Annotated in this window: 14 protein-coding genes; 8 read left to right on the top strand and 6 right to left on the bottom strand. The window is 61.2% G+C overall.

Translation table 11 applies throughout. The features are described 5' to 3' along the window. Nucleotides 1-55: 55 nt before the first annotated feature. The 3 genes from mgtA to IB245_RS23880 all read right to left on the bottom strand — a co-directional run bounded on the left by mgtA (nt 56) and on the right by IB245_RS23880 (nt 5,216). Nucleotides 56-2,758: a magnesium-translocating P-type ATPase gene (mgtA, locus tag IB245_RS23890; protein WP_192228881.1), complete on the bottom strand. Its 2,703-nt coding sequence runs from the start codon at nt 2,756-2,758 to the stop codon at nt 56-58. A gap of 491 nt (nt 2,759-3,249) precedes the next feature. Then, nucleotides 3,250-4,587 carry a lysine N(6)-hydroxylase/L-ornithine N(5)-oxygenase family protein gene (locus IB245_RS23885; RefSeq protein ID WP_008032337.1) on the bottom strand — a complete coding sequence of 446 codons (1,338 nt, stop codon included), beginning with the start codon at nt 4,585-4,587 and terminating at the stop codon, nt 3,250-3,252. Between the two features lie 149 nt (nt 4,588-4,736). Next, nucleotides 4,737-5,216, bottom strand: a complete 480-nt coding sequence (locus IB245_RS23880) for a sigma-70 family RNA polymerase sigma factor (protein ID WP_008032335.1) — start codon at nt 5,214-5,216, stop codon at nt 4,737-4,739. A 514-nt stretch (nt 5,217-5,730) separates the two neighbouring features. Here IB245_RS23880 and IB245_RS23875 point away from each other — a divergent pair. The 3 genes from IB245_RS23875 to IB245_RS23865 are packed head-to-tail and all read left to right on the top strand — an operon-like array spanning nt 5,731 to nt 10,279. Next, complete coding sequence (locus tag IB245_RS23875) at nt 5,731-6,903, top strand: efflux RND transporter periplasmic adaptor subunit (protein ID WP_008032333.1); 1,173 nt, start codon at nt 5,731-5,733, stop codon at nt 6,901-6,903. Beyond that, nucleotides 6,904-8,877 carry a MacB family efflux pump subunit gene (locus tag IB245_RS23870; protein WP_192228880.1) on the top strand — a complete coding sequence of 658 codons (1,974 nt, stop codon included), beginning with the start codon at nt 6,904-6,906 and terminating at the stop codon, nt 8,875-8,877. A 7-nt stretch (nt 8,878-8,884) separates the two neighbouring features. After that, on the top strand, nt 8,885-10,279 hold the full coding sequence (locus IB245_RS23865; protein ID WP_192228879.1) for an efflux transporter outer membrane subunit: 1,395 nt from the start codon (nt 8,885-8,887) through the stop codon (nt 10,277-10,279). A 160-nt stretch (nt 10,280-10,439) separates the two neighbouring features. On the opposite strand, the gene IB245_RS23860 is transcribed toward IB245_RS23865, so the two are convergent. Continuing rightward, nucleotides 10,440-12,068: a PvdJ/PvdD/PvdP-like protein gene (locus tag IB245_RS23860; protein ID WP_192228878.1), complete on the bottom strand. Its 1,629-nt coding sequence runs from the start codon at nt 12,066-12,068 to the stop codon at nt 10,440-10,442. Between the two features lie 244 nt (nt 12,069-12,312). Here IB245_RS23860 and pvdM point away from each other — a divergent pair, with 244 nt between their 5' ends. The 5 genes from pvdM (at nt 12,313) to IB245_RS23835 (ending at nt 20,204) form a co-directional block, all read left to right on the top strand. Beyond that, on the top strand, nt 12,313-13,662 hold the full coding sequence (gene pvdM, locus IB245_RS23855) for a pyoverdine-tailoring dipeptidase-like protein PvdM (protein WP_192228877.1): 1,350 nt from the start codon (nt 12,313-12,315) through the stop codon (nt 13,660-13,662). A 29-nt stretch (nt 13,663-13,691) separates the two neighbouring features. Continuing rightward, nucleotides 13,692-14,972, top strand: coding sequence for an aminotransferase class V-fold PLP-dependent enzyme (locus IB245_RS23850; RefSeq protein WP_192228876.1), 1,281 nt, complete (start codon nt 13,692-13,694; stop codon nt 14,970-14,972). Nucleotides 14,973-15,001: 29 nt separating this feature from the next. Then, nucleotides 15,002-15,907 (top strand): formylglycine-generating enzyme family protein, encoded by a 906-nt coding sequence (locus tag IB245_RS23845; RefSeq protein ID WP_192228875.1) that lies wholly within the window; start codon nt 15,002-15,004, stop codon nt 15,905-15,907. 104 nt (nt 15,908-16,011) lie between these two features. Next, nucleotides 16,012-17,661: a cyclic peptide export ABC transporter gene (locus tag IB245_RS23840; RefSeq protein WP_192228874.1), complete on the top strand. Its 1,650-nt coding sequence runs from the start codon at nt 16,012-16,014 to the stop codon at nt 17,659-17,661. Nucleotides 17,662-17,786: 125 nt separating this feature from the next. Beyond that, the gene (locus IB245_RS23835; protein WP_192228873.1) at nt 17,787-20,204 is read left to right on the top strand and encodes a TonB-dependent siderophore receptor; all 2,418 of its coding nucleotides are present in this window, start codon (nt 17,787-17,789) and stop codon (nt 20,202-20,204) included. Nucleotides 20,205-20,523: 319 nt separating this feature from the next. Here the strand turns inward: IB245_RS23835 and IB245_RS23830 are convergent, their stop codons facing one another. Continuing rightward, nucleotides 20,524-21,219, bottom strand: a complete 696-nt coding sequence (locus IB245_RS23830) for a DUF1963 domain-containing protein (protein ID WP_192228872.1) — start codon at nt 21,217-21,219, stop codon at nt 20,524-20,526. Between the two features lie 490 nt (nt 21,220-21,709). Beyond that, nucleotides 21,710-22,675, bottom strand: a complete 966-nt coding sequence (locus tag IB245_RS23825; RefSeq protein ID WP_192228871.1) for an alpha/beta hydrolase — start codon at nt 22,673-22,675, stop codon at nt 21,710-21,712. Nucleotides 22,676-22,701 lie beyond the last annotated feature (26 nt).

Below are 22,701 nucleotides of genomic sequence, written 5' to 3'. Positions count from 1 at the left end.
CGCCCTTCGCGGGCAAGTCGGATCGCCGCACCGCTCGCTCCTACATCTGGCAGCATTACTGCCAGCCAAACCGGCGGATGTAGAAGCCCTTCACCGCCTGGGTGAGCGCCATGTACGCCAGCAGAATCACCGGCAAAAACACAAAGTACAGCGACGGCAGCGCCTGCAATTTGAAGTAGTGCGCCAAGGGTCCCATCGGCAGGAAGATCCCCACGGCCATGATGACTCCGGTCATCACCAGCAGCGGCATGGCGGCGCGGCTTTGCAGGAACGGAATCTTCGGCGTGCGAATCATGTGCACGATCAGCGTCTGGGTCAGCAGCCCGACCACGAACCAGCCCGACTGGAACAGGGTCTGGTGGTCCGGGGTATTGGCGTCGAACACGTACCACATCAAGGCAAACGTCGTGATGTCGAAGATCGAACTGATCGGGCCGAAGAACAGCATGAAGCGCCCGACATCCGCCGGTTGCCAGCGCTGCGGTTGCTTGAGCATTTCTTCGTCGACGTTATCGAACGGGATGGCGATCTGCGAAATGTCATAGAGCAGGTTCTGCACCAGCAGGTGCATCGGCAGCATCGGCAGGAACGGGATGAACGCGCTGGCCACTAGCACCGAGAACACGTTGCCGAAGTTCGAACTCGCGGTCATCTTGATGTACTTGAGCATGTTGGCGAAGGTCCGCCGCCCTTCCAGCACGCCCTCCTCCAGGACCATCAGGCTTTTCTCCAGCAGGATGATGTCCGCCGCTTCCTTGGCGATGTCCACGGCGCTGTCCACCGAAATGCCGATGTCGGCGGTGCGTAGCGCAGGGGCGTCGTTGATGCCATCGCCCATAAACCCGACCACATGACCGTTGCCCTTGAGCAGACGGACGATGCGTTCCTTGTGCGACGGCGTCAGTTTGGCGAAGACGTTGGTGGTCTCCACCGCCCGCGCCAGTTCGGCGTCGGTCATGCGCTCGATGTCGTTGCCCATCAACAGGCCTTGCTGCTCCAGGCCGACTTCGCGGCAGATCTTCGCGGTCACCAGTTCGTTGTCGCCGGTCAGCACTTTCACCGCCACGCCATGCGCGGCCAGCGCTTTCAAGGCCGGGGCGGTGCTTTCCTTCGGTGGATCGAGAAACGCCACGTAGCCAATCAGCGTCAGGGCCTGTTCGTCCGCCAGGCTGTAAGTCTCGCGCCCCTCGATCATTGGCCGCGCGGCAACCGCCACCACCCGCAGCCCCTCGGCATTGAACGAGGCGGTGACCTGACGAATCCGCGCCAGCAGTTCATCGCTCAGTGCTTCATCGCGTTCGCCGTGACGCACCCGAGTGCACACCGCCAACACCTCTTCCACCGCACCTTTGCAGATCAACAGATGCGGTTGACCGCGCTCGGCGACCACCACCGACATGCGCCGCCGGGTGAAGTCGAACGGGATCTCGTCGACTTTGTGAAACGCCGTGCCGACTTTCAGTTCACGGTGGATTTCGACGTGTTCGAGCACCGCCACGTCCAGCAGGTTTTTCAGGCCGGTCTGGTAGTAGCTGTTGAGGTAGGCCATTTCCAGCACGTCGTCGGAGTCGTTGCCCCAGACGTCGACGTTGCGCGCCAGAAAGATTTTGTCCTGAGTCAGGGTGCCGGTCTTGTCCGTGCACAGCACGTCCATGGCGCCGAAGTTCTGGATCGCGTCGAGGCGCTTGACGATGACTTTTTTGCGCGACAGGAACACCGCACCTTTTGCCAGCGTCGAGGTGACGATCATCGGCAGCATTTCCGGGGTCAGGCCCACGGCAATCGACAGTGCGAACAGCAGCGCTTCGGTCCAGTCGCCTTTGGTGAACCCATTGATGAACAGCACCAGCGGCGCCATGACGAACATGAAGCGGATCAGCAACCAGCTGACTTTGTTGACCCCGGTCTGGAACGACGTCGGCGCGCGATCGGTGGCACCGACCCGCTGGGCCAGCGCGCCAAAATAGGTGCTGTTGCCCGTGGTCAGAATCACCGCGATCGCCGTGCCGGACACGACGTTGGTGCCCATGAACAGGATGTTGTCCAGGTCCAGCGGATTGCTGGTGTCGCTGTCCTGCTGGTGGCGGAATTTTTCCACCGGCATCGATTCGCCGGTCATCGCCGCCTGGCTGACGAACAGGTCCTTGGCGCTGAGTACCCGGCAATCGGCGGGAATCATGTCGCCGGCCGAGAGCACGATCAGATCGCCCGGCACCAGCTGTTTGATGGGGACTTCGGTGCGCAGGGCATCGCGACGCATCACCGTGGCGGTGTTGCTGACCATCGCCTTGAGCGCGTCGGCCGCCTGGTTGGATTTGGTTTCCTGCCAGAAGCGCAGCAAGGTCGAGAGCACCACCATCGAGAAAATCACGATGGCGGCTTTCATGTCCTCGGTCAGCCACGAGATGACCGCGAGCAATGTCAGCAACAGGTTGAACGGGTTTTTGTAGCAGTGCCACAAGTGAGTCCACCACGGCAGCGGTTGCTCGTGCTCGACTTCGTTGAGGCCGAATTGCACGCGCAGTGCATCGGCTTCGGCTTCGCTCAGGCCATCGGTGTGGCTGCCAAGGTTGTGCAGCAGTTGGCCGGTGTCGTTGTTGGCGGCGCTCACCAGGGTTTGCGCCAAAGTGGGCGGCACCTCGCGGCTGACCGTGGTGTCGGTGAAGGTTTCCAGCAGCGCCAGGCGACGGAAGTGTCGGGCGATGTGACGGGTGCGCAGGAATCCGGCAAAGAATTCTTTGAGCAGGTTCAGGTTCATGGCAGTTCCCCCAGGGTCAGCCGGGAAACCTTCCAGCAGGCGTGTCGGTGCACCGCGATGACGACAAAAAGTCGAACATCACGCACGGTTCAGCGTCGATGAGAGAACGTCGGGACACGGACCAGGACTGGCCGCGATCGGGATGCCGCTGCTCGCTATCAGGCGAGACAACGGCACAAAAAGTTGCGCGTTATCTTGCCGGGTTGTTGCCGGTTATCGAAACCGGCCGACTACTGTCACTCGAACAAGTACCCACTGTGGGTCTCCGCTATTGATGAAAACGCGCGAAGCTTACGCCCCGATTTCTGGAGAGTAAACGATGCATTGGCAAGTCGTCGGGGAATTGCCGGGATCTTCAGGAAGGGTTCAGGATTGGGCATTCGGGGTGTCTTTGAAGACGCCATCGCCGGCAAGCCGGCTCCTACAGGGGAATGCGATCAACTGTAGGAGCCGGCTTGCCGGCGATGGCGGCGTGACAGACGCCGAATACCTTAACTGGCAGTCGCCAACAACAAATCCACCACCGAACGGCCATGCCCACGGTGCTTGCCATGCTCATACAAAGACCCGGCAATCTCATCCGCGCGAATCGGCAGGATCGACAACAGGGTGTCGCTCAAACCATGGCTCGCCTGGCAGAAGCCCTGCATATAAATGCCGGCCTTGCAGCGCTCGTCGGTGATCAGCTTGTAGTTGCGGTCCACCTCGAAATCGCCCAGATACTGTTCCAGCGGTGCCAACAGCTTGCGGTGCATCTGACGCTCGTAACCGGTGGCCAGTACCACCGCGTCGTAATGCCGAACCGTGACTTCGCCGGTGGCGTTGTTACGCACTGCCAGTTCGATGCCGCGCTCGGTGGCGGTGGCTTTTTCAATAGTGGTCAAGGTACGGAACGCATGACGGGCGATGCCCGAGACTTTCTGGCGATAGAAGATTCCGTAGATGCGTTCGATCAGGTCAATGTCCACCACCGAATAGTTGGTGTTGTGGTACTCGTTGACCAGACGCTCGCGCTCGCTGCTCGCCTGCTGGAACACCAGGTCGGTGAATTCCGGCGAGAACACTTCGTTGACGAACGGGCTGTCGTCCGCCGGCTTCAGCGCCGAGCCGCGCAGGATCATGTCGACCTGCACCGACGGGAAGCTGTCGTTCAAATCGATGAAGGCTTCCGCCGCGCTCTGCCCGCCGCCGATGATCGCGATGCTCATCGGTTGATTGTTCACGCACGGCTGCTTGGCCATCTGCGCCAGGTACTGCGAATGATGGAACACCCGACCGTCATCCTTCAGCGCCTTGAACGCTTCGGGAATGCGCGGCGTACCACCGGCGCTGACCACCACCGAACGAGCGGTGCGCACGTGTTGCTGGCCCTGGGTATCGCGGGAGATCACGCGCAACGCTTCGACCTGCTGGTTGTGCAGCACCGGCTCGATGGTCAGCACTTCTTCGCCGTAACGGCTCTGCTCGGCAAATTGCCCGGCGACCCAGCACAGGTAGTCGTTGTATTCCATGCGGCACGGATAGAAGGTGCCGAGGTTGATGAAATCCACCAGACGACCGTGGTGCTTGAGGTAGTTGACGAAGGAATACGGGCTGGTCGGATTGCGCAGGGTCACCAGGTCCTTGAGGAAGGAAATCTGCAATTCGCTCTGGGTCACCAGGGTGTTGCCGTGCCAGCGATAGTCCGCCTGCTTGTCGAGAAACAGTACATCCAGCTCGCCCTGGCTCGGCCCGCGCTCTTGCAGTGCGATGGCCAGCGCCAGGTTCGAAGGGCCGAAACCGACGCCGATCAGGTCGTGAACGATGGGCGATGCAATTGCCTGTGTCATTTCCAGTGTCCTCTGGATGAACCCCTCAACAGTGGGGCGTAAGCCTAAGTGACCTGACCAGCCTTGAGCAGGACAGCAGGTCGTCTGTTGATAGGGAACGAGGACAATGAAACAAAATTTAATATTGTTTTTTTACCCACCGGAGAAGATCAGTGGGCATCCCACTGGCGCATCCGCACGCGGCAATGCTTCATCGCATTGACGATGTGCTTCTCGACCAGCGCCCGGGAAATCCCCAGGCGTTCGGCGATTTCCGGGTGCGACAGGCCATCGATCTTGCGCAGCAGGAAACTCTCGCGGCACAGCCGTGGCAATTCCGCCAGGGCACGCTGGAGCATTTCCAGGCGCTGGCCGTGGTCGAGGCTGTTGTGCGGGGACGGGGTGAAATAGCGTTCTTCGTTGTCGAGCACTTCCAGCGATTCGACCTGACGCAAGGCATTGCGCCGATGGTCGTCGATCACCAGATTGAGCGCGGTGCGATAAAGGAATGCCCGGGGCTGCTCGATCGGCGTGTCGCTGGAACGCTCCAGAACCCGCACATAAGCGTCATGCACCACATCTTCGGCCACCTGACGGTTGCCCAGCTTGGCGTTGAGGAAACACACCAGCTCGCGATAGTAGTTTTCCAACCATGACTCCCGGCCGCAGGGGTGCGGTTTCTTTCCTTGAGCCACCGCAACGACCGCCGAAATGGGCAGTGGCACGATAGTGGCAGTTCGAGGTGCGTAATTTATAGTAATTCTCATATAGATTTAAAGTATTGCTTCATCTTGCCCGACAAATAGTCTTCGATCTGTTTAATACTCCCTGCTTGCAACCGGCTATTTTATGCACCCGATCCCCTGTAGGAGCCGGCTTGCTGGCGATGGTCGTTAACGATAACGCGTTCTGCCTGAATCAACGCGGCGCACTTTCGTCCATCGCCAGCAAGCCGGCTCCTACAAAGTTTTGTGTTGTGAATACGATCCCCGCCGCTCCCGCAATGTGATTGTGTCGGGTTGTGTCGAGAGCTAAATTCCTCGGCTCTTTCCTCGTATAAAGGACAGCTCCCCGTCTCTGTCGGCTTCCCGACAGCGTTCAACTGTTGCCGGATTTTGTGCGCAGGCTGAGCGACGGGCCGATATCCATTGGCCGGAACCCTGCATGAAACGTCCCCGACACACCCGACGCGCCCTGCTTGTAGCACTTTGTCTGATCCCCGTTATCGCCGTGGCTGCCTGGCAGGTCATCCCGCCCGGCCGAGACAAATTCGCCACCGTACAAGTCAGTCGGGGTGACATCGAAAGCAGCGTCACGGCGCTGGGCACCCTGCAACCTCGACGCTACGTGGACGTCGGTGCACAGGCGTCCGGGCAGATCCAGAAGATCCATGTGGAAGTCGGTGACGTGATCAAGGAAGGCCAGTTGCTGGTGGAGATCGATCCGTCCACGCAACAGGCCAAACTCGACGCCGGGCGTTTTTCCGTGGAAAACCTCAAGGCGCAACTCGAGGAACAACGGGCACAGCACGAGCTGGCCCGGCAAAAGTTCCAGCGCCAGCAGAACCTCAAGGCCGGCGGCGCCACCCGCGAAGAAGACGTGCAAACTGCCCAGGCAGAGCTGCGCGCCACCCAGGCACGCATCGACATGTTCCAGGCGCAGATCCGCCAGGCCCAGGCCAGCCTGCGCAGCGATCAGGCCGAACTCGGTTACACGCGCATTTACGCGCCGATGTCCGGCACCGTGGTCGCACTCGACGCCCGGGTCGGCCAGACCCTCAACGCGCAACAGCAAACTCCGTTGATTCTGCGCATCGCCAAGTTGTCGCCGATGACGGTCTGGGCCGAAGTCTCGGAAGCCGACATCGGCCACGTCAAACCCGGCATGACGGCCTGGTTCACCACCCTCAGCGGTGGCAAGCGGCGTTGGAGCAGCACCGTGCGGCAAATCCTGCCGGTGCCGCCCAAACCGTTGGACCAGACAAGCCAGGGCGGTGGCAGCCCGACCAGTTCGAGCAAAAGCGGCAGCGCTCGCGTGGTGCTGTACACCGTGCTGCTCGACGTCGATAACGCCGACAACGCGCTGATGGCGGAAATGACCACACAAGTGTTCTTCGTGTCCGACCAGGCGAAAGACGTGCTCACCGCACCCATCGCTGCGCTGCAAGGCGGCACGCAACCGAACATCCAGACCGCTCAGGTCGTCGCCAAAAACGGCCGCATCGAGCAACGCGAGGTGCGCACCGGCATCAGCGACCGCCTGCGGGTGCAAATCCTCGACGGCTTGCAGGATGGCGATCACCTGTTGATCGGCCCGGCCGACGGGAGTGGCGGCTAGATGCTGACGCCCCTGATCGACCTGCAGGACATCCGCAAGTCCTACGGCGGCGGCGACGCACCGCAAGTCCACGTGCTGCGCGGCATCGACCTGTCGATCCATGCCGGGGAGTTCGTGGCGATTGTTGGCGCGTCCGGCTCCGGCAAGTCGACGCTGATGAACATCCTCGGCTGCCTCGACCGCCCGACGTCCGGCGAATACCGCTTCGCCGGGGAGAACGTCGCCGGGCTCGACAGCGATGAGCTGGCCTGGCTGCGCCGCGAAGCCTTTGGTTTTGTGTTCCAGGGCTATCACCTGATTCCGTCCGGCTCGGCCCAGGAAAACGTCGAGATGCCGGCGATCTACGCAGGCACCCCGGCCGCCGAACGCCACGCCCGCGCTGCCGCCCTGCTCGACCGCCTCGGCCTCGCCTCACGCACCGGCAACCGCCCGCACCAACTCTCCGGCGGCCAGCAACAACGCGTATCCATCGCTCGCGCCTTGATGAACGGCGGCCACATCATCCTCGCCGACGAACCCACCGGCGCCCTCGACAGCCACAGCGGTGCCGAGGTGATGACGCTGCTGGATGAACTGGCGAGCCAGGGCCACGTGGTGATCCTCATCACCCACGACCGCGAAGTCGCGGCCCGGGCCAAACGCATCATCGAAATCCGCGACGGGCTGATCATCAGCGACAGCGCCCACGACAACCCCGACGTACAAACCTCGGCCAACCCCGGCGCCCTGCAAGCCGTGGATTTGCGCAAGCGCCTGAGCGAAGGCGCGGAGGCCACGGGGGCCTGGAAAGGCGAACTGGTGGACGCCGTACACGCGGCCTGGCGGGTGATGTGGATCAACAAGTTTCGCACCGCGCTGACCCTGCTCGGGATCATCATCGGCGTCGCGTCGGTGGTGGTGATGCTCGCCGTCGGTGAAGGCAGCAAGCGCCAGGTGATGGCGCAGATGGGCGCGTTCGGCTCGAACATCATTTACCTCAGCGGCTCGGCGCCGAACCCGCGAACGCCGTTGGGGATCATCACCCTGGATGACGTCGCAGCCGTCGGTAGCCTGCCGCAAGTGATGCGGATCATGCCGGTCAACGGCCAGGAGGCCGGGGTGCGCTTCGGCAACCTCGACCACTTGAGCTACGTCGGCGGCAACGACACCAACTTCCCGGCGATCTTCAATTGGCCGGTGGTGGAAGGCAGCTATTTCACCCAGGACGATGAACGCAACGCGGCGGCCGTCGCAGTGATCGGGCACAAGGTGCGGAGCAAATTGCTCAAGGACGTGGCCAACCCCATCGGCCAGTACATCCTGATCGAAAACGTGCCCTTCCAGGTGGTCGGCGTGCTCGCGGAAAAAGGTGCCAGCTCCGGTGACAGCGACAGCGACGACCGGATTGCCATCCCCTATTCCGCCGCGAGTGTGCGGCTGTTCGGCACCCACAACCCCGAGTACGTGGCCATCGCCGCGGCCGATGCGCGCAAGGTCAAAGAGACGGAAACCGCCATCGAGCAGTTGATGTTGCGCCTGCACGACGGCAAAAAGGATTTCGAACTGACCAACAACGCAGCGATGATTCAGGCTGAAGCGCGCACGCAAAATACCCTGTCGCTGATGCTCGGCTCGATCGCTGCGATTTCGCTGTTGGTGGGCGGGATTGGCGTGATGAACATCATGCTCATGACTGTGCGCGAGCGCACCCGCGAGATCGGTATCCGCATGGCCACCGGCGCCCGCCAGCGCGACATCCTGCGGCAGTTCCTCACCGAAGCGGTAATGCTCTCGGTGGTCGGCGGCCTCGCCGGCATTGCCCTGGCGCTGATCGTCGGCGGCGTGCTGATTCTCAGCGAAGTGGCCGTCGCGTTCTCTTTGATAGCGGTACTCGGTGCCTTCGGCTGCGCCCTGGTCACCGGTGTTGTCTTCGGCTTCATGCCGGCCCGCAAAGCTGCCCGGCTCGACCCGGTCACGGCCCTTACCAGTGAATGATCGATCTATGAAAGCGCCACTCAGCCTGTTGACCCTCTGCGTGTTGCTCAGCGCGTGCGCCAACCCGGACTCGCGCCCGGACAGTGGCCTGCAACCGCCGCCCTCCTGGCAGTCGGCACACCATGAAAACGCCTTGATGCAGAACGCCCAGTGGTGGACGCACTTTGGCAGCCCGCAGCTCGATCAACTGATTGAACAGGCCCGCGTCGGCAGTTATGACCTGGCGGCGGCACTGGCCCGGGTGCGACAAGCCCAGGCCACCACCGTGATCGCCGGCGGTTCGCTGTTGCCGGAAGTGAAAGCCGCAGGGAACGCCAATCGCCAGAAGCTGATGCGCGGCAACGGCTACAGCCAACTGGACGCCGACGACAGCAACAAGGCAGTGGATTACTTCGACGCCAGCCTCAGTGCCAGTTATGAAATCGATTTCTGGGGCGGCCAGCGCGCCTCCCGCGACAGTGCGCAATTCGGCCTGCGAGCCAGTGAGTTCGATCGCGATACGGTTGAGTTGACGCTGCTCAGTGCGGTTGCCAGCACCTACGCGCAAGCGTTGTCATTGCAGGAACAGCACCGTATTGCGCAGCTCAATCTGGCGAATGCGCAGAAGGTTTTGAACCTGGTACAATCCCGCTTCGACTCAGGCTCTGCCACGGCACTGGAGCTGGCCCAGCAAAAAAGCCTGGTGGCCGCGCAACAACGGCAGTTGCCGCTGGTGCAGCAACAAGCCGAAGAAGCACGGATCACCCTCGCCGCCCTCCTCGGCCGTCCGGTTCAGGAGCTGAAGCTCGACGATCAGCGCTTCGACCAGCTCAGTTGGCCGGTCATCGGTGCGGGCGTGCCCAGCGAGTTGCTCAACCGTCGCCCGGACATCGCTCGCGCCGAAGCGCAGCTGGCAGCCGCACGCGCCGATGTGACCGTGGCCCGGGCGAAAATGCTGCCCACCGTGACATTGAGTGCCCAGATCGGTTCTGGCGCCGACACCTTCAGCGATGTGCTGCGCAGCCCGTTCTACAACCTCACCGCCGGATTGGTCGCGCCGATTTTCAACAACGGTCGCCTGAGCGCCGAACGTGATAAAGCCACGGCGCGCCAGGAAGAACTGCTGGAAACCTACCGTGGCGCGATCATCAACGGTTTTGCCGACGTGGAAAAAGCCCTGACCGGCATTCGCGGACTGGACGCCCAGCGTCAGTGGCAAAGTGAAGAATTGAATCAGGCGCAAACGGCTTTCGACATTGCGCAAAGCCGCTATCAGGCCGGGGCCGAGGATTTGCTGACGGTGCTGGAGACCCAGCGCACGCTGTATGCCGCGCAGGATTTGAATGTGCAGCTGCGGTTGGCGAGGTTGCAGGCGAGTGTTGCGTTGTACAAGGCGCTTGGGGGTGGGTGGCAGGTGTTGTGATTGTATTGATAGCAATGGCCTCTTCGCGGGCAAGTCGAATCGTCGCACCGCTCGCCCCTACAGGTTAAGTGTCATGCCCCAATCATGCAGCACACCTGAATCCTGTAGGAGCGAGCGGTGCGACGATTCGACTTGCCCGCGAAGAACGATAACGCGGTAATCAAACCGGACTCTGTTTAGCCTTCAAATTCCGCGCATACCAAGGCCGTTGCGGCACCTTGCGGAACAGGTCTTCCAACTTTTTCTCATCTTCACCAAAGGTAATCCGCAACGCCAGCTTCATGGTTTCCGGGTCCATTTCCACCGACTTGCCCGCCTGCAACCCCGGCGTGGTGTTGCAGCCGTGGGTGCTCGGACCAAGCCACGGATCGTCGATCTCGACCCAGCGACCGGGCGCAAACCACGGCACACCATTGACCTCCAGCCGACTGACTTCCCCCGGATGAAAGCGCTCGTGCGCACGGAACCAGTCTTCGAGACGGTCATCGATCCAGCCATGGAAATGCCAGAACACCGGGTTCACATGGGAGGAAAACGGGTCGCCAAGAAAGTCGTTTTCCGCCGCGAACCAACGGGCGGAAAAGTCTGCGGTGTCCCGCGCGAACGGCACTGGCTGACCGTTGGACGGATCGCGGGGCACCGACGCCCAGCGCATGTGCAGCCAGTCATGCAGCCCGAGTTCGACCTCGGAACCGAACTGCCCCAAGGTCAATTTCGACAAGTAACGCGGGTCACGGTATCGCGACTCCCAGACCTGAAAATTGCTGTGATAGGTCTCGGCAGTCTTGAGATCGGCGACCCACTGCGAATACTCGTCATCGTCATCGGCGCGCCAGGCCGGCGGCAAAGCGGTGCCGTCGTGGTTGTCGAAGTAACGGGCAAAGGCCTGGCGATCACGCACCAGTTCCGGTTGCGGCAACGGAAACTGCTGCCACGACGGCAAGTCTTGCAGGGAGCGCGCGGTGCCGAGCATGTGCCGGTGCATGAAGAAAAAGTCGATGCCCGAGCCATTGCGGTCCTTGCGCGGCCCGCGTGCATCGCGCTCCTTGTCCCGAAGCCCCGGCTGCCAGCCGATGCCGCGCAAGGCGTTGCGCTTGTCTTCGGACAAGGTGTGCCATTTATCGCGGGAGGCGTGCCAGAGCTGATGGAACAAGCGGTGCTCGGGCGAAATCAGCCACGCCAGCAACGCCGGGCCCAGGCCCGTGCGCTCACGCGCTTCAGGGAACACCTGTTTGACCGCGACGAAACGGTTGTCCTGGGCGGTCAGGGCCAACGGACGATCCAGACGCAGTACACGCCCACTCAAAGTGCCGCTGCCGGCATTGCCGAACGCGGCCCAGACTTCGTCCAGCTTGAAGGTGAATTCGTAGTCCGGCGTCCCGGTCGGGGATCGGGAATCGATCAGGCGCCAGCTCAGCTCTTTGTTATCTACGCCCGCCAGATCGCCGAGGACGCGATAGCGCGGCGGCGGTGCGGCACGCAGCGCTTCGAAAGTATCGAGAAAACCGTTGAGCCCACGGCCCTTGTGACCGACGTCGAGCAGCAGTTGCAAGCCCTCGCGAGGCAAGCCGTCGAGCCCCGCGTCACGCCCCTCGAAGCGAATGTCCCAGACGCCCTGCAAGGTGTTGGCCAAACGCTGACCGGCCACATCCGCGACGTCGAATGACGCTTCGCCGGGGGTAATGGTCGGGTCCGGTTTTGTCAGTTCGCGATGCCCGTAATACGCCGCAGGCAGGGCGGCGCCGGTCAGTGCCAGACCCGCCAGGAACCATCGTCGAGAAATCGTCATTGCCCTACCTGTGTCAGCCATGGAGCAGGCTTTATCCAAGCTAGAACGTTTGTTGCCTCGACAAATTTAAGAGCTTCGCGGGCAAGCCTCGCTCCTACAGAGGCAGCGCAGGACCTGTAGGAGCGAGGCTTGCCCGCGAAGGGGCCCTCAGCCTCACTAAATTTCCCACTCGGCCACTCGTTCTTCCCAGATAGCAAAGGCCCCCGCGCCTGCACCCTCGACGGCGAACCTGACTGAGATGGCAATGACAAAACCTCGTTCGAAAAAGGCTCTTTTCATTGGCCTGCCCCTGGCGCTGGCCATCGCTGGCGCGGCAGGGTTTGCGGCCTGGGATTACTGGCTCAACAACAACCCCGGCTACCCGGTCGCGGTGATGAAACAGGCCGATGAACTGCAAGAACGCATCCTCTCGTTCGACAGCCACATCACCGTGCCCATGGATTTCGGCACCGCCGAAAACGAGGCCGACAAGGACGGCAGCGGCCAGTTCGACCTGGTCAAGACGGCGCGTGGTCGCCTGTCCGGCGCGGCGCTGACCATTTTCGGCTGGCCCGAAATCTGGAACGGCGACAACGCCCCGCACCGCCCGACCGCCGGGTTCATCGACGAAGCCCGTCACGAGCAGGAGACCCGCTACAAAATCATCACCACCCTGGTGCGCGACTTCCCCAATCAGGTGGCCATTGCCTACACCCCGGACGATTTCCGACGCCTGCACGGCGAGGGCAAGTTCGCCGTGTTCATCAGCATGCTCAACGCCTACCCGCTGGGCAACGACGTCAACGCCCTGGATAAGTGGGCCGCGCGCGGAATGCGCATGTTCGGCTTCAGTTACGTGGGCAACAACGCCTGGGCCGATTCGTCCCGGCCGCTGCCGTTTTTCAATGATTCCCGTGATGCGCTGGGCGGCCTGTCAGAGCTGGGCAAACAAGCGGTGCATCGCCTGAACGACCTCGGGGTCATCATCGATGTGTCGCAAATGTCGACCAAAGCGCTGGAACAAGTCAGCCAATTGAGCCGCGCACCGATGGTCGCCTCGCACTCGGCGCCACGGGCGCTGGTGGACATCCCGCGCAACCTCAGCGACAACGAAATGCAGCTGATCAAGAACAGCGGCGGCGTGGTGCAGATCGTCGGCTTCCCGACCTACATCAAGCCGCTGAGCCAGGGCACCCAGTACAAACTCAACGCCCTGCGTGCGCGCTTCGACCTGCAACCGCTGCAAGGCCTGGAGATGGCGCTGATGCCGGGCGACCCGGTGATCACCGTGTGGTCGGAACAGCGTTTCGGCGAATACGCCAGTCAGCTCTACGGCATTGTCGATGAAGAACCCAAGGCCACCCTCAAGGATTACGGCGACGCCATCGACTACGCCGTGAAAAAAATCGGCATCGATCACGTCGGCATCAGCTCCGACTTCAACGACGGTGGCGGCCTGAACGGCTGGAAAGACGTCAGCGAGGCACGCAACGTGACCGCCGAACTGATCAGCCGCGGCTACAGCGAAGCCGATATCGCCAAGCTCTGGGGCGGCAATTTCCTGCGCGTCTGGGATCAGGTGCAGAAGTCCTCCAGACCCGTCGCCAAACACTGACATTCACTTTTGCCAAGCGAACCGAATTCATGACCAACCGTCGTACTTTCCTCAAGCAGGCCGGCATTGTCGCGGCCGCCATTCCCCTGGGTTCAGCGGTCAGCCTGCCGGCGCTGGCCGCCACGCCGGCGCCGCTGCCCAAAGACAAATGGGCGCAGTTTCGCCAGCTGTTCAATCAGAATCCCGATTACCTGCACTTCGCCAACTTCCTGGTGACCTCACACCCGCGTCCCGTGCGCGAAGCCATCGAGATGCACCGCGCCAACCTCGACCGCAACCCCGGCCTCGCGATGGACTGGCATCGCGGCGAAACCGAACGCCGCGAAGAAGACGTGCGCGTGTGGGCCGGCCATTACTTGAAAGCCAAGCCTTCGCAGATCGCCCTGACCGGCAGCACCACCGAAGGCCTGGCGATGATTTACGCCGGCATTCACGTGCGTCCGGATCAGGAAATCCTGACCAGCGAACATGAGCACTACGCCGCCAACAGCGTGTTTGAATTCCGCACGCAAAAGGACGGAACCAAGGTTCGTAAAATCAAATTGTTCGAAGACCCGTACAAGGTTTCGACGAAAGAAATACTGGCCTCGATTGCCCGCAACATTCGCCCCGAGACTCGCGTGCTCGGCATGACCTGGGTGCATTCCGGCAGCGGTGTGAAGCTGCCCATCGGCGAGATCGGCAAACTGGTCGCCGAGAAAAACCGCGACCGCCAGGAAAAGGATCGCATCCTTTATGTGGTCGATGGCGTCCACGGCTTTGGCGTGGAAAACCTCGATTTCCCGGACATGCATTGCGACTACTTCATCGCCGGCACCCACAAATGGATGTTCGGCCCACGGGGCACCGGGATCATCTGCGCGCGCTCCGATGACATGAAGGACCTCACGCCGACCATCCCGACATTCTCCGAAGCGACTACGTTTTCGACCGTGATGACCTACGGCGGCTATCACTCGTTTGAACACCGCTGGGCGCTGACCGAAGCCTTCAAGTTGCATCTGGACCTGGGCAAGGCCGAGGTTCAGGCACGCATCCATGAAATCAACAGCTACCTGAAAAAGCGCTTGCAGGAGCATCCGTCGGTGGAGCTTGTCACGCCGTTGTCACCCGAGTATTCCGCCGGCTTCACGTTCTTCCGGATCAAGAACCGCGACTGCGAAGAAGTCGCCAATTTCCTGATGGACCAGCGCGTGGTCTGCGATGCCGTGGACCGCGATGTCGGCCCGATCATTCGCCTGTCGCCGGGCCTGCTCAACACCGAGGCGCACATCGACCGCGTCATGACGTTGTTGGCCAGCAAGCTCTGAAACACCGATTTCCTTTAGCGAGAATGCATATGAAAAACATCCTGCACAGACTCGGGTTGTCGCTCCCACAACTCGGGGCGCTGACCATCCTGGCATTGCTCGGCACCGCGTTGCCCGGCGCCGCCCAGGCCACCACCGCACCGCTGCCGGGCAAGGTGTTCAAGGATTGCCGCAACTGCCCGGAAATGGTGGTGCTGCCCGCCGGCACTTTCACCATGGGCACGCCGGAAGGTGAAGTCGGCCGCGAACCCGATGAAGGCCCGATGCACGAAGTGACGTTCGACAAGCCGTTTGCCATGAGCCGTTACCAGATCACCGCCGGCGAATGGGACCAGTACCTGAAAGAAACCGGGATCACCATTCCCGACGGCGACACCCGCCCCGGCCGCGAGTGCATCAACAGCAAGCCGCGTTATCCACAGAGCCCGCGTCAGCCGGCGGTGTGCATGAACTTTGCCGAGGTCAGCGCGTATGTCGCGTGGCTGTCGCTCAAGACCGGCCAGCACTACCACATCGTCAGCGAGGCCCAGCGCGAATACGCCGCCCGTGCCGGTTCAACGGGGCCGTTCCCGTTCCCGTTCGATGAGGGCACCGAGTACAGCATCGCCACCCATGCCAATACTTACGGCCCAACCGACGGCTACAGCTACACCTCCCCGGCCGGCAGCTACTCGCCGAACGCCTTCGGCATGTACGACATGCACGGCAACGTCTACGAGTGGATCGCCGACTGCGAACACAGCGATTACGTAGGCGCCCCCACCGACGGCAGCGCCTGGGTCGAACCCAACTGCGAAGCCTTGCAGATTCGCGGCAATGACTGGGGCGAAGCGCCGGTGTTCTCGCGTTCCGGCAACCGCAACAACATCTACCCGCAAACCCGTGGCGACTGGATCGGTTTCCGCGTCGTGCGTGATCTGCCGTCCAAAGGCTGACACCCCTTCCCCCCGGCCGCCACCAGTCGGCGGCCGTCTAAATTAAACACCTGACCACACGTTCTACTGGGTATCTGCCTCAAGACCCAAGGAACCCTCTACTCATGACCCAGCCTACGCGCGGTGCAATTCATGAATTGTTCACCCTCCTGAAACCGTTCCGGCTGGTGGTCAGCCTGTCGATCATTCTGGGCATGGTGGGCGGTCTGAGCGTGACGGTGTTGCTGGCCACGATCAACAATGCCCTGCATTCGGAAAGCGGCCTGACCCAGGGCGTGGTCGCACTGTTCGGCGGCCTTTGCCTGTTGGCGCTGGCGAGTTCGATCTGCTCGGACATCGGCACCAACTATGTCGGCCAGCACATCATCGCCAAGCTGCGCAAAGAGCTGGGGGAAAAGGTGCTGTCGGCGCCCATCGAACAGATCGAACGCTATCGCAGCCACCGCTTGATCCCGGTGCTGACCCATGACGTCGACACCATCAGCGACTTCGCGTTTGCCTTCGCACCGCTGGCCATTTCCCTGACCGTGACCCTGGGCTGCATGGGCTACCTGGCCCTGTTGTCGTGGCCGATGTTCCTGATGATGGTGCTGGCGATTGCCATCGGCACCGGCATCCAGTTCTACGCACAGGGCAAGGGCATCAAGGGCTTCATGGCCGCCCGTGACGCCGAAGACGAATTGCAAAAGCACTACAACGCCATCGCCGGTGGCGCCAAGGAACTGCGCGTTCACCGTCCGCGCCGCCAGCGCATGTTCACCTCGGGCATTCAGGGCACGGCGGATTTCATATGCAACACCCAGGTGCGCTCGATCAATACCTTCGTGATCGCCAAGACGCTGGGGTCGATGCTGTTCTTCGTGGTCATCGGCCTGGCGCTGGCCCTGCAATCGTTCTGGCCCAGCGCCGACAAGTCGGTGATGAGCGGCTTCGTCCTGGTGCTGCTGTACATGAAAGGCCCTATCGAGCATCTGGTCGGCACCTTGCCGGTGGTCAGCCGGGCGCGGATTGCCTTCCGCCGCATCGCCGAACTGTCGAGCCGGTTTTCCTCGCCCGAGCCGCACTTGCTGCTCAACGACACCGGCAAAAAACCGGCCGTGGTCAACAGCCTGCAACTGGACAACGTCAGCTATGCCTTCCCGGCCGCACCGGGCAGCGAAGCGTTCCGCCTGGGGCCGGTGAACCTGACCATCGAACAGGGCGACATCATTTTCATCGTCGGCGAAAACGGCTGCGGCAAGACCACGCTGATCAAGTTGTTGCTGGGGCTTTATGCGCCGCAACAAGGCGCAATCCTGCTCAACGGCGAAGGTGTCGATGCGCAGAACCGTGACGACTACCGCCAACTGTTCACCACGATTTTTGCCGACTACTACCTGTTCGATGACGTGGTGCAGGGCGATCAGCACATTCCCGAAGACGCCAACAAATACCTGCAACGCCTGGAAATCGCGCACAAGGTCAGCGTCAAGGACGGCAGTTTCACCACCACCGACCTGTCCACCGGCCAGCGTAAACGCCTGGCACTGGTCAATGCCTGGCTGGAAGAACGCCCGGTACTGGTGTTTGACGAATGGGCGGCCGACCAGGACCCGACCTTCCGCCGGATCTTCTACACCGAGCTGCTTCCGGACCTGAAGCGCCTGGGCAAAACCATCATCGTCATCTCCCACGACGACCGTTATTTCGACATGGCCGATCAGTTGGTTCGCATGGAATCGGGCCGTGTGGTGACGGAGCGGGCGACCGCCTGAGCAGCGTTGAATCCATATACCTCGACGATTTTCGGAGTTTGTTTTCCGGTTTCGTCGGGGTGATGCGTCTAATAATAATTATCATTAACTAAAAAAATCTGCACACCTTAGGAGCGATTTGAGCAATGCAAAGCCCTACCCTGTCCCGCGCGCCGTTGGCACTGGCCATCGCGCCGCAAAAGAAATTCCGAACAGTCGTACCGGGTGCGTTGCTGACCCTGTTGCTGCTGGGCACCTCTCAGGTCCAGGCCGCGCCGGTGAACGTCAACGTGCCTGCGCAATCGCTGGCCAGCGCGCTGCAGCAACTGGGTCAACAGACCGACCTGCAGATTCTGTACAGCCAGGACATGGTCAACGGCCTCAAGTCCACGGCGGTTTCCGGAAATCTGGAACCGGAACAGGCATTGAATACGTTGCTGCTGGGGAGCGGCATTACGTTTCAACTCACTGGCAACACCGTTTCGCTGATTCCGGTCGCGGGTAACTCCAGTGCGCTGCAACTGGGCGCGACCGCCATTTCCGGCGTGGCGCCGGGGCCTACTACCGAAGGCACGCATTCCTACACCACCGATCAAGTCAGCATCGGCAAGGGCAACATCAAGCTCAAGGACATCCCGCAGTCGGTGTCCGTCGTCACGCGCCAGCGCATGGACGACCAGAACATGAACAGCCTGCAAGACGCGATGCGCCAGGTCACCGGCGTCACCATCAAGACGTACAACTCCGGTTCCAGCCTGAACGACGTCTACATGCGCGGCTTCCTCGTCGACCAGGTGCAGGTTGACGGCGTATCGCAACCGACCGGCCAGGGCGACATGGGCACCAGCTTCGACCTCGCGATGTACGATCGCGTCGAAGTGTTGCGCGGCCCATCCGGCCTGTATCAAGGCGCTGGCGAACCCGGCGGTACGATCAACGTGGTGCGCAAGCGCGCCCTGAACAAATTCGCCCTCGGCGGCGAGCTGGGCGCAGGTTCCTATGACCACTACCGCTCGATGGTGGACGTCACCGGCCCGTTGAACGATCAAGGCACCGTGCGCGGTCGCTTCATCACCGCTTACGAAAACAACAAATCCTACGTCGACTCTGCCCAGAACGAACGCCCGATGGTGTACGGTCGCCTGGAATTCGACCTCGCCCCATCTACCACCCTGTCGGTGGGCGGCGCCTACCAGCAAAACCACTCCACCCCGGCGTTCGGCTTGCCGGCCTTTGCCGACGGCAAGTTGCTGGACGTGCCGCGCTCGACGTTCGTCGATGCCAAGTGGAACACCCTGAACGAGAAAGTCTGGGAGTCCTTTGCCGAGGTCGATCACGCGCTGGACAACGGTGGTCAGTTCAAGACCACCGTCACCTACCGCGACGCAGAAACCCCACAGCGTAACTTCACCTGGGCCGACGGTGCCGTCGATCCGGCTACCGGCGACAGCTCGGCCGTGGCGTACGACTACTACACCCACATCAAAACCATCGGCGTCGACAGCTTCGTCACCACGCCGTTCGAATTCGCTGATCGCAGACACGAGTTCACCGTGGGCGCCGAGTACCAGCACCTCGACAAAGACTTCGAATACGGTGGCGGCGAGTACTTCCCAATCAACGTCTACAACCCGGGCAGTATCGATATTCCCAAGAACGACTACGAGCGCAACAACGGTAACTGGTCAAAATCCGACCAGTACGGCCTCTATACCCGCGCCAAGTTCAACGTCACCGACTGGCTCGACGTGATCGGCGGCAGCCGCGTGACCTGGTACGAAAGTGACGCGAAGAACGCCAACGCCTTCTTCAACAGCTTCGGCGAAGCCCACACCAGCATCAACCGCAAGGTCGTGCCTTACGGCGCCATCATCGCCAAACTGACCCCGGAACTGTCGGCCTACGCCAGCTACACCGGCGTGTTCAAGCCACAAAGCGAGCTCGACAGCGACAACACGCCCATCGGACCGCGTAAAGGCAAGCAATATGAAGTCGGCCTCAAGCGCGAGTTCTACGACGGCCGCCTGAACGCCAGCATCGCGATGTTCCGCATCTACGATGAAAACCGTGCTCAATTCAACGCCGACACCGGTGGAAACGAAGCACAAGGCAAGGCGCGCAGCCAGGGCTGGGAAACCGAGTTGAGCGGTAACCTGACCGATAACTGGAGCATTGTCACCGGCTACGCCTTCACCACCACCAAATTGTTGAAATCTGACGACGCGACCGAAGGCAGCACTTTCAGCACCATCACACCGAAGCACAACTTCAACCTGTGGACCAAATACGAATTCGCCGACGGCCCGCTCAAAGACTTCAGTGTCGGCGGCGGCGTGCGCGTAGTCAGCAAGACCTGGTACCAGCGTGAAGTACGCTTCGAACAAAGCGGCTACGGCATCGCCACCGCGCAGGTGGGCTACAAGTTCAACGAGAACCTGTCGGCGACACTGACCGGTAACAACCTGTTTGATAAAAAGTACTATGATCGCGTGGATGCTTCGTGGGGGACTAACTTCTATGGTGATCCGCGTAATCTGACGTTGACGTTGCGGGCTAATTATTGATTGCTAAGTACGTTACATGCTGAACAAAACCGGGCCGCTTGCGGCCCGGTGTTGTTTTTGGGGAGGACGGAATTCAGTTTGCGCCTCGCGACCATCATTGTGTTTCGCAGCGATTGCCTTCGGGCTACAACATTACTCAGCGGAGGAGCAGGTATTCAGAATAATTCGCTTGTTTGGGAATTACTCATGCGCGATCCGGATAGGCCTCTCCTCCACGCAAACATATAATCTTGTGGTGCGTTATTCAGCAGCCTAATGGGTATGCGGCTGGCTGTCCGCCCCCTACCAAGCTGTGTGCCCATTCGCTTCAGTACCCTGCCTAGTAGAAGTCGTAGTAAAGCACCCACTCCCCCGTACTTTTGCTCTTCCAGAACATCAGGCTCCCGCAATCCACCACGTTCAGGTTGATTTTCGTGTCGGAGGAAATCTGGAACACGAATTCAAAATCATCACCGAGGTCCACGCCGGACTGGCAGAACGAGGGGTAGCCGCCAATCTTGTGTTCGTAGGTGTGAGTCACGAGGTCTGAGTAACTTTCTATCTCGCCCGTCCGCTGAAGGCTGCATATTTCCTCTTCAAGGTCCGCCGGTGCGCCACCGCCATCCCACAGTGGAAAGTCCTCTGCGACCCGTTCGGCCAGCAACGGAAAGGGCTTGAGGTATGAGCCTGCAACCGGCAGCTCTTTGCGGACAAGTACATCGTCAAATCCATACTCCCTGATCAGCCAGTTGTTCCCCATCGGCTCCAGTGCTTCCGGCAAGGGACTGGAAACAAACAAGGTAAGGACGCGAACGCCGTCCAGCACCGGACTGTTAAACGGCAGGCTGGGGAGGTGGAATTGTGCAAAGGGATGCAATTCAGCTCCGGCGTCGTTTCTCGGGACCCCTTCATCCGGGCGGAACAGGAATACGTTTCCAAGCCAGCTTTCGTCATCCCCATGGGTGGGACGAAATCCGCCGGCGACGAATTTTGTGGCGGGTCTGGCCAAGCGTCTTTTGATTTCCTCGATGTTCATACCGGTACATCACTCCATTGCCAACTGCAGGGAGCCACAACGCTATACGGCGAACGTCCGAGCGCCAACCCTAAAAAGATGTCGGAAATTTCCCCGGAATTTTCGCGTTTTACCTCGGGTGTAGGAAGCCGGTGAATGGCGCGGTAGGCGGTCAGTCAGACCGCGTTATCGTTTATCGCCAGCAAGCCGGCTCCTACAGGCGATCCGGACGACACGGTTTGTCTGATTCACCGCGGTGGGGCCATCGCCGGCAAGCCGGCTCCTACAGGGATTGCGTAGGTTGTAGGAGCCGGCTTGCTGCGGGCGGCGTTCCGACGATGCAGGCGACACGGTTTGTCTGGTTCACCGCAGGGGGCCATCGCCAGCAAGCCGGCGCCTACAGGGATTGCGTAGGTTGTAGGAGCCAGCTTGCTGGCGATGCAGGCGACACGGTTTGTCTGGTTCACCGCGGCGGGGCCATCGCCGGCAAGCCGGCTCCTACAGATCACGATTAACCCAGGCTTTCTGTGATCTGCGCCGCCAGTTGCTCCAGCATCGCTGGTACTTCCTGGACCATCTCCCCCATCCGTGCGAAGTCGTGGGTCATGCCGGCCTTTACGTCGAGCACCACGGGTTGTCCGGCGGCACGCAATTTTTCGGCCCAGGCCAGGCCTTCATCCAGCAACGGGTCGTATTCGGCCAGCCACAGCACCGTTGGTGTCAGCCCTTGCAGGGTCTCGGCGAACAACGGGGAAAAGCGCCAGTCGCGGCGATCATCAATGCTGCGTTGATACTGCTGATAGAACCATTCCAGCGTGGTCGCTTCCAGCAGGTAGCCTTCGGCGAAACGTGCAAGCGAGGGGCGTTTTTCCACGGCGTCGATCACCGGGTACAACAGCACTTGCAGCCGTGGCGTGAGCAGCCAGGCCTGTGGGTCCTGGGCGATAGCAATCGACAAGGACGCCACCAGGCTGCCGCCGACGCTATCCCCTGCCAATGCGATACGCGCCGGGTCCAGCCCGAGGGCTCCAGCGCCGGTGGTCGCGAGCCAGCGCGTCACATCCTCGGCATCCTCGTAGGCAACAGGAAAACGGTGCTCCGGGGCCAAGCGATAATCCGCCGACAGCACCGCAAAACCACCCGCCAGCGCCAGTCGGCGGCACAGGGTGTCGTGGGAATCGAGGCTGCCGACCACGTAACCGCCGCCATGGAAATACAGCAGCACCGGGCGCTCCTGCGTGCCCAGCGACGGCCGAGCGTAGAGGCGAGCATTGAGCAGATGGCCGTCGCGGGCCGGAATGCTGACCGCAGTCACGGTTAGCGCGCCCATCGGTGCGGCGTCGAGCAGCTGCGAGGTTTGTTCGAATTGCTGGCGCGCTTCGGTCGGGTCCAGCTCGTGCATGGGCAGGCTTTTGCCGGTGAGGCGGCCGAACTCGGCCAGCTCCAGAAAACCTTCGATGTCCGGGTGCAGTGCCATGGGCGGTGGTCTCCAAAAAATAAAAA

The organism is Pseudomonas sp. PDM02 (genome assembly GCF_014852285.1).
Lineage (GTDB): Bacteria > Pseudomonadota > Gammaproteobacteria > Pseudomonadales > Pseudomonadaceae > Aquipseudomonas > Aquipseudomonas migulae.
The sequence above is the reverse complement of the archived record's forward strand: the minus strand, read 5'-3'. Positions and strand labels throughout refer to the sequence as shown.